Source organism: Micromonospora cabrerizensis (genome assembly GCF_022230955.1).
GTDB lineage: Bacteria > Actinomycetota > Actinomycetes > Mycobacteriales > Micromonosporaceae > Micromonospora > Micromonospora cabrerizensis.
In genome coordinates, this window is the sequence record NZ_JAKKFI010000059.1 from 82,997 (window position 1) to 90,843 (window position 7,847).

The following is a 7,847-nucleotide window of genomic DNA, read 5'->3' on the forward strand; positions in this document are numbered from 1 at the left end:
GTTACGCACCCGGTACACCGAATCGCCACCGGCACGCCGCGCAACGCGCAGGCGCGCGCTCGGCGGGTCTACTTGAGTTCGACCAGCCGAGCCAGGTAAGTCGTGTCTCCGACATTGGTGAGCATATGTACCGCACCCGGGTCCCGGTAGACGACGCCACCGGCGGGCTCGTCGGCGTCGATCAGGGTGCCGTCGATGGTCTGCACGACGTTCTTCGCGCCCTCGATCGCCACCACCAGATAGGGGTGGTCATGCCGGTGCAGCGGCTGCCGCTCGCCCGGTTCGAGGCGGATGTGCCAGACCCGGACCCGGTCGTTCTCGAACACGATCTCCTGGCCGACCGGCCCGAGTTCGGTTCCGTCGATCACGTCGGTCATCGTTCTCCGTCCAGTTGGGGGAGCACCTCGGCGGCGATCAGTTCGAGGTGGTCGAGGTCGTCGAAGTCGATCAGACGCAGGTGCACCCGGGTGGCGCCGATCGCGGCGAACTCGCCGATCCGCTGCGCGAGCTGATCGGGGGAACCGACCACCGGGTCCTCCGGCGGCAGCGCGCTCTTCTCGTGCAGGGGCGCGGCCCGCCGCTGGGCCTCCGCGTCGGTCCGGCCGATGGCCACGACGAGCCCGGCGGAGAGCACCAGCGGGTCGCGCCCGGACTCCGCCCGCCCGGTGCGCTCGCAGGCCTCAAGCACCCGGTCGAACGCCTCGGCGGTGGCCGCCACGGACTTGAACGGCATGTTGAACTCGTCGCCGTACCGGGCGGCCAGCTCCGGGGTGCGCTTGGGGCCGCGTCCGCCCACGATGATCGGGGGGCCGGGCACCTGCACCGGTTTGGGCAGGGCCGGGGCCTCCACCAGCCGGTAGTGGTCGCCGGTGTAGCTGTAGGTCTCGCCGGCCGGGGTCCGCCACAGCCCGGTGATCACCTCAAGCTGCTCGGCCAGCCGGTCGAAGCGCTCGCCGACCGGCGGGAACGGGATGCCGTACGAGGTGTGCTCGCGCTCGTACCAGCCGGCACCGATGCCCAGGTCGACCCGGCCGCCGCTCATCTGGTCGACCTGCGCGACCATCACCGCGAGCGGGCCCGGGAGACGGAAGGTGGCCGACGTCACCAGGGTGCCGAGCCGGATCCGCTCGGTCTCCCGGGCCAGCGCGGCGAGGGTCAGCCAGGCGTCCGTCGGGCCGGGCAGGCCCGGGTCGGCGCCCATCGACTGGTAGTGGTCGGCGCGGAGGAAACCCTCGTAGCCGCAGGCCTCGACCAGCCGGGCGAACCGGAGCTGGGTGTCGTAGGTGGCGCCCCGGTTGGGTTCGGTGAAGACCGACACCCGCATGCTCATCGTCCTTCCGTGCCGGCCGTGGCCGGTTCGTCGCGTTCCATCAACAGCTCGTGCAGGTCGGCGCTGACTCGCGCGACATCGGCCAGGTGGGCGTTGCGGCCCAGGGTGCGGGGCCGGGGGATGTCGACGTCGAGCACCTTGCGGATCCGGCCGGGGCGGGGGCTCAGCACGACCACCCGGTCGGCGAGCAGCACCGCCTCGTCGATGGAGTGGGTGACGAAGACGATGGTCGGCTTGTTCTCCATGTGCACCCGCTGGAGTTCGCCGGAGAGTTCCTCGCGGGTGAGCGCGTCCAGCGCCGAGAACGGCTCGTCCATCAGCATCACCCGGGGCTCACCGATCAACGACCGGCACAGCGAGACCCGCTGCTGCATGCCGCCGGAGAGTTCGTGCGGCAGCCGCTTCTCGAAACCGGCAAGACCGGCCACGTCGAGCAGTCGCCGGGCGCGCTCGCGGTGCTTGGCGCGGCTCCAGCCGAAGATCTCCACCGGCAACAGGACGTTGTCCAGCACGGTGCGCCAGGGCAGCAGCGCCGGCTTCTGGAACAGCATGGCGATGTCCTGGCGAGGACGGGCGATCGGCGTACCGGCCACGGTGATCTCGCCGGCGGTCAGCGGGAGCAGCCCGGCGATCAGCCGCAGCAGGGTGGACTTGCCGCAGCCGGAGCGGCCGAGCACCGCGACGAACTCGCCCTCGGCGACGTCGAGGTCGATGCCGCGCAGCGCCTCCACCCGGCCGGATCGGCCCTCGAAGGTACGGGACACCCCGGACAGTCGGATCATCTCCGGTGGCCTCCGCTGAGTGGACGGTCAGGAATCCGACAAAGGCTAGCCCGCCCGTCGACGTATCGCACCGTCCGGGGTGGTCGTCAGGTTGTTTCCGTTCCGCAACCCGATACGCCTGGCGTCGCAAAGGTGGGTTTCTCGTACGCTGTGCCCGCGAAGAGTCCCCCCACGACGGCGGCGCCCGGCTTCCACCCCTCCCGCCGGCCCGTCACGACAACCCCCTCCGGCGGCCCGTCGGCCCCGGTAGGAAAGGACATGGTGCTACTGATGAGAAGGCTGACCCGTACGGTCGCTACGGCCGCGCTGGCCACTGCCCTCGCTCTCGTTTCCGCCTGCAGCAGCGGGTCGGACTCGTCAGACGACGCCAAGGGCGGCAACGGCGGGGCGCTGGAGAAGGTGACCTACCTCACCTCCTTCGGTAACTTCGGCCGTGACTCCTACGCCTGGGTGGCCAAGGAGAAGGGCTTCTTCAAGGACGCCGGCTTCGACGTCGAGATCAAGGCCGGCCAGGGCACGGGCGGTGTGATCCAGACCATCGTCGGTGGCCAGGCCGACTTCGGCCCGATCGACCTCACCGGCGGTCTGCTCCAGGTCGGCAACGGCCAGGCGAAGGACTTCACCGTGGTGGCCGCGATCCAGCAGCGCACCATGGCCGGCATCGCCTCGGTCGAGGGCAAGAACATCGCCTCCCCGAAGGACCTGGAGGGCAAGAAGCTCGCCGACACCCCCGGGTCCGTGGTCCGCAACCTGTTCCCGACGTACGCCCGGCTCGCCGGCGTGGACGCGAGCAAGGTGACCTGGGTCAACGGTGAGGCGCAGAACCTGATCGGCACGCTGGCCTCCGGCTCGGTGGACGGCATCGGCCAGTTCGTCGTCGGTCAGCCGACGATCGAGGCGGTCGCCAAGAAGAAGGCCGTCATGCTGCCGTACAGCAACGTGATGCAGGACCTCTACGGCAACGTGCTGATCACCTCCACGAAGATCGCCAAGGAGAAGCCCGAGATGGTGAAGAAGTTCACCGGGGCGCTGCTCAAGGGCCTGGAGTACAGCCTGGCCAACTCCAAGGAGGCCGGCGAGATCCTGAAGAAGAACGTCGACGCCGCCAACCCGGTCGCCGCCGCCGCCGAGCTGGAGCTGATGGCCGCGTACGTCCGTTCCGGCAACACCGGCACCGCGATCGGCACCCTGGACAGCGGTCGGGTTGCCAAGAGCATCGCCATCCTGCAGGGCGCTGGCGCGCTGAAGCAGAACATCACCCCCGAGCAGATCATCGACTTCAGCCTCGCGCCGAAGGCCTGATCGTCCGGTCGTGACCTGGGGGTACGTTCCGCCGCTCCGGTGGGACGTACCCCCGTCGCTCGTCGGCCCCCGGGGCCGTGGGATTTCGAGGAGGACAAGATGACCGACATCCGGTCAGCGGATCCGGTGGTGGGAACCCCACCCGCGGGCGCCGGCCCCGAGGCGGGGCGCGCGGGTCGAGGTGCCGGCCTCCGGGCCGGGGCCGGGGCGGTGCTGCCCGCGGCCGGCCTCCTGATCGCCCTGGCGGCGTGGTGGCTGATCGCCCGGCTGGAGCTGATCCATCCCGCCGCCCTGCCGCCGCCCGGCGAGGTGCTCACCGCGTTCGTCGACAAGCCCGCCCAGATGCTGGAACACACCTGGGCCACCCTGCTGGAGATCCTGATCGGCTTCGCGCTCTCGGCGGTCGCCGGTGTCCTGATCGGACTATCCCTGGCCAGCTCCCGCACGGTGGAGCGGATGTTCACCCCTCTGCTGGTCGCGGTGAACGCGGTGCCGAAGATCACGCTGGGCCCGTTGCTGGTGGTGGCGCTCGGCTGGGGTCAGAAGCCGATCCTGACCATGGTGTTCCTGCTCTGCTTCTTTCCGATCGTGCTCTCGACGGCGACCGGGCTGACCACCACGCCGGCCGACCTGGCCGAACTGGTGCGCTCCTGGAACGCCTCCCGCTGGCAGGCATTCCGCAAGGTGCGCTTCCCGGCCGCGTTGCCGCAGATCTTCGTCGGGCTCAAGGTGGCAATGCCACTGGCCGCGATCGGCGCGGTGATCGGTGAGTTCCAGGCCGGCGAGAGTGGCCTCGGCTACGTGATCACGCAGTACGCCGGTATCGGCGACACCGCCACCGCGTGGGCGGCGATCATGTTGGTGGCGCTGGTGAGCATTCTGCTCTACTCGGCGCTCGTGCTGAGCGAACGGATCGCCCTGCCCTGGGTCCGCGAAACCACCAGCAGCCGCTGATCCGCCGCAGGAATGTGTCGGGCCGGCCTCCCCATCGGGAGGCCGGCCCTTTTGGTCGACTCGGTTTCCATGAAGTTGGGGTGTCGGACCGTCTTGGTTACCGCGATATCGGTAAAGCCGAGTCGATCACGCGTGGCCGGGGAGCGTTACCCCGCCAGGCGCCAGCGGCCGTTACGAGCGACCAACGTGGTGAGGGCCTGCGGCATCAGGCCGCTGTGATTGTCCGGCGTCATGCGGATCGGGCCCGACAGGCCATCCATCTGGGACGTTTCGAGCACGTCCCGAATGCCGTCGCGGTCCACCGCGCCGATCTCACCACCGGCGCGCAGTTCCGCGTCGGCGATCAACTGGACCGCGTCCGCGGCGAAGGACGACGACCCGTTGTATCCGCCGAAGCGTGCCGTGTAGTCCTGGAACCACTGCCGTCGCGCCGCCTTGGCCGGGGTGGTCGCGATTACGTCGTCGATCACCATGGTCTGGGTGAAGATCAGCGTGGCCCGCTCGGTGGCCTTGGCCGCCGCGCCGAGGAAGAGGTCACCGGCCGCCCCCGCGTCGAAGAACAGCGACCCGCGGAAGGTGGTCTGCTGGGCGGTGGTGGCGGCCAGCGTCGCCTGCTCCGGCGGCGTCCAGAAGACGAGCGCGTCGGGCTTGCCCGAGGCCAGCTGCCGAACCTGCTGGCTGACGTCGGTGTCGGTGGTCTTGACCTTCTGCTCGCGCAGCGTGATCCTGGCCTTGTCCAGCTCGCTCTTGAGTGCGGTCATGCCCTCCCGGCCGTAGTCGTCGTCGCTGACGAGCGCCCCCACCTTGCGGATGTTGTTGCGACGCAGTTCGGTGGTGAGTGCGGCGGCGCTGTCGGCGGCGTTGGGGCCGAGCTTGAACACGTAGCGCCGGTCGGCGACCGGGCTGGCGATCGCGCCGGAAGCGGCGAGCGCAATGGTGGGAATCCGCTTCTCGTTGATGGTGCCGACCGCGCCGACAGCGCATTCGTTGCAGCCGCCCATGATGATGGCGCTGACCCGCGAATCGCTGCTGAAGTCGACGATGTTGCGAAGTGACTCGGCGGAGTCGGAACGGTTGTCCTTGATGTCCAGCTTGATCTCCCGGCCGTTCAGTGCTCCGGACGAGTTCAACTGATCGACCTTGAGTTTGAGGGCCCGCTGGTATGTCTGACCGACGGTGGCTGCGGCGCCGGAGAGTTCGAGATCTGCGGCGATCACGATCGGACTCGTGTCCTTCTCCGCTCCGCCAAACTGGCAGCCGGTGAGCGTGGTGGCCACTACGGCCGATGCGAGCGCCGCGATGGTCGCGGAGCGGATGGGGCTCAACTCAGTCCTCCAGGTGCGGGCGCGGGCGCTGCCCGGTCACCGCCGCTAATCCGTCCTCAGTGGAGGACGGTATCTCCTCTGCCGTACGGTGTGCGCGAAGCCTGCAAAACCTTGCCAATGGCCGGCGCTGTGGTCAAGCGCGGACCCCGGCAGCATTTTCGGGACGGCCATCCCACATGCTGGGGTAACGCAATGTTTGCAAAAGCTCACTTTGCATACACGCGTGACCACTCTGGAGTTACATGCCCTGTTCAGGGGCTTGCGGAAATGAAGGTATCAGTTGCCCGGATCACGGGATGCGCTCCGTCCGACCGTTTCCTACCTCACTGCGGCTTCCCAAACCCGATCTTCTCTGATGAAATCGCGGCCGTGCCGCGCGTGGTCCCCTCCGCTTTCGGCATGGCTCGGCGGGTCAGGCGGGGAAGAAACGACGGAGGCGATGTCGTGAGCACCGGACCGACGACCCTGCCCGCGCTCGGCGACAGTGCCCGGCGTTCGCGCCGACGGCTGCCGAGACTGCGGGACGCCCGGATCCGGTCCAAGCTGGCCCTGATCCTGGTTGTCCCGGTGGCGGCGGTGATCGCGCTGGCGACGGTCCGCCTGATCTCCGTCGGCGAGGGTGCCTTCGACGCCACCCGGGCCCGATCGCTGACGGCCCTCTCCATCGACGTCAGCGCCCTCACCCAGGACCTTCAGGCCGAGCGGATGGCCGCCGCGGCCTACCTGGCCACGCCCCAGCAGCCGGCCGACGCGTACAACCTGCGGGTCCGTCAGACCCAGCAGCAGGTGGACGAGTACCGCGCCGAGCGGGACCGGATCGGCGAGGTGCCGACCGCCCTGCGGGAGCGGCTGGCCGCCATCGACGACCACCTGGCCACCCTGAACGGCACCCGCCAGGAGGTGCTGGACCGCCGGCAGATGGCAGTCGCCGAGGCGGTGCTCCGCTACGGCGTGATCCTCACCGACCTGGTCTCCTACGGCGACGGCCTGGCCCAGTTGCCCGGCGACGAGAGCCTGGCGGACAGCCGCCGGGCGGTCGCCGCCTTCGCCCGCGCCAAGGCCGCGGTGGCCGAGGAGGAGGCGGTCGCCTTCACGGCGCTGACGGCGGGTCAGCTCGACTCGGAGCAGTTCTCCTCCTTCGTCGCGACGCTGACCGGTCAGCAGGAGGCCCTGGTCGCGTTCTCGCTGGCCGCAGACCCGGTGCAGCGTTCCCTGGTCGACAGCACCGTCTCCGGTGACGCGGTCGGCCTGGCCGACCGGGTGGCCACCGACATCACCCGCTCGGTCGGGCAGCGCCCGCTGGTCACCGCACAGGACGCCACCGCCGCCATCGGCGCGGTCAACGACCTGATGCGCTGGGCCGAGATCCAACTGCAGGACCGCCTGCTCCAGCAGGCCGACGAGGCGCGCTCGGACGTCATCCGGCAGGCCGTGGTCGAGTCGGTCCTGGTGCTGCTGACCCTGATCATCGCCGTGTCGCTGGCCGTGGTGCTGGCCCGCTCGCTCAACCACTCGCTGCGCCGGCTGCGTGAGGGCGCCCTCTCGGTGGCCAACCACGACCTGCCGGACGCGGTGCAGCGGCTGCAGACCATGGGCAGCGTGGGCGACGGCGGGGTGGAGGAGATCGTCCGCCAGGTCCGGGACCCGATCCAGCTCAACACCCGCGACGAGGTCGGTCAGGTGGCGTTGGCCTTCAACGTCGTCCACCGCGAGGCGGTACGGGTCGCCGCCGAGCAGGCGGCGCTTCGTACCAGCGTCTCGGCGATGTTCCTCAACCTGGCCCGCCGTAGTCAGACCCTGGTCGACCGGATGATCGGTGAGCTGGACGCGATCGAGCGCGGCGAGGAGGACCCGAAGCGGCTCGCGCAGCTCTTCGAGCTGGACCACCTGGCCACCCGAATGCGCCGCAACGACGAGAACCTGCTGGTCCTGGCCGGTGCCGACTCGGCCGCACCGCGGCACGACAACGCGCTGGTCGTGGACGTGCTGCGCGCCGCCCAGTCCGAGGTCGAGCTGTACAACCGCATCGAGTTCGGCGTACTCTGCGTCGCAATCCATGTCGCCGCGCACCCGGCCACGTACCGGGTTACACTCGTCGCCTTGCTGTTCTACCAGCCCACTCCGATATCCCCGCCCGACGCACCTGTGACGTCC

8 protein-coding genes are annotated in these 7,847 nt (G+C 69.6%); 4 read left to right on the plus strand and 4 right to left on the minus strand.

Annotated elements, in window-relative coordinates:
• Nucleotides 1-68: 68 nt before the first annotated feature.
• From LADH09A_RS13730 to LADH09A_RS13740, 3 genes are read right to left on the minus strand one after another with little or no spacing between them, the layout of a single operon-like run.
• Nucleotides 69-377 carry a cupin domain-containing protein gene (locus LADH09A_RS13730; RefSeq protein ID WP_238645393.1) on the minus strand — a complete coding sequence of 103 codons (309 nt, stop codon included), beginning with the start codon at nucleotides 375-377 and terminating at the stop codon, nucleotides 69-71.
• Entirely contained in the window at nucleotides 374-1,324 is a 951-nt protein-coding gene (locus LADH09A_RS13735) for an LLM class F420-dependent oxidoreductase (protein WP_238645406.1), read from the minus strand. Before LADH09A_RS13735 ends, LADH09A_RS13730 begins: the two co-directional genes overlap by 4 nt.
• A 2-nt stretch (nucleotides 1,325-1,326) precedes the next feature.
• On the minus strand, nucleotides 1,327-2,112 hold the full coding sequence (locus tag LADH09A_RS13740) for an ABC transporter ATP-binding protein (RefSeq protein ID WP_179781009.1): 786 nt from the start codon (nucleotides 2,110-2,112) through the stop codon (nucleotides 1,327-1,329).
• Nucleotides 2,113-2,382: 270 nt separating this feature from the next.
• Here LADH09A_RS13740 and LADH09A_RS13745 point away from each other — a divergent pair, with 270 nt between their 5' ends.
• Together LADH09A_RS13745 and LADH09A_RS13750 are read left to right on the plus strand one after the other, a co-directional pair.
• On the plus strand, nucleotides 2,383-3,414 hold the full coding sequence (locus tag LADH09A_RS13745; protein ID WP_238645394.1) for an ABC transporter substrate-binding protein: 1,032 nt from the start codon (nucleotides 2,383-2,385) through the stop codon (nucleotides 3,412-3,414).
• Between the two features lie 99 nt (nucleotides 3,415-3,513).
• Complete coding sequence (locus LADH09A_RS13750) at nucleotides 3,514-4,368, plus strand: ABC transporter permease (protein ID WP_238645395.1); 855 nt, start codon at nucleotides 3,514-3,516, stop codon at nucleotides 4,366-4,368.
• 146 nt (nucleotides 4,369-4,514) lie between these two features.
• Here the strand turns inward: LADH09A_RS13750 and LADH09A_RS13755 are convergent, their stop codons facing one another.
• On the minus strand, nucleotides 4,515-5,645 hold the full coding sequence (locus LADH09A_RS13755) for an ABC transporter substrate-binding protein (protein ID WP_238645414.1): 1,131 nt from the start codon (nucleotides 5,643-5,645) through the stop codon (nucleotides 4,515-4,517).
• Here LADH09A_RS13755 and LADH09A_RS31910 point away from each other — a divergent pair.
• Entirely contained in the window at nucleotides 5,596-5,742 is a 147-nt protein-coding gene (locus tag LADH09A_RS31910; protein ID WP_238645416.1) for a hypothetical protein, read from the plus strand. The two genes, LADH09A_RS13755 and LADH09A_RS31910, sit on opposite strands and share 50 nt — an antisense overlap.
• Nucleotides 5,743-6,137: 395 nt before the next feature.
• On the plus strand, nucleotides 6,138-7,847 hold a 1,710-nt coding region (locus LADH09A_RS13765; protein WP_238645397.1), incomplete at its 3' end, for a nitrate- and nitrite sensing domain-containing protein.

Bases quoted from the DNA above. Each gene is read 5' to 3' on its own strand.
- LADH09A_RS13735 (WP_238645406.1), bottom strand. From the start codon at position 1,324: ATGCGGGTGTCGGTCTTCACCGAACCCAACCGGGGCGCCACCTACGAC.
- LADH09A_RS13740 (WP_179781009.1), bottom strand. From the start codon at position 2,112: ATGATCCGACTGTCCGGGGTGTCCCGTACCTTCGAGGGCCGATCCGGC.
- LADH09A_RS13730 (WP_238645393.1), bottom strand. From the start codon at position 377: ATGACCGACGTGATCGACGGAACCGAACTCGGGCCGGTCGGCCAGGAG.
- LADH09A_RS13750 (WP_238645395.1), top strand. From the start codon at position 3,514: ATGACCGACATCCGGTCAGCGGATCCGGTGGTGGGAACCCCACCCGCG.
- LADH09A_RS13745 (WP_238645394.1), top strand. From the start codon at position 2,383: ATGAGAAGGCTGACCCGTACGGTCGCTACGGCCGCGCTGGCCACTGCC.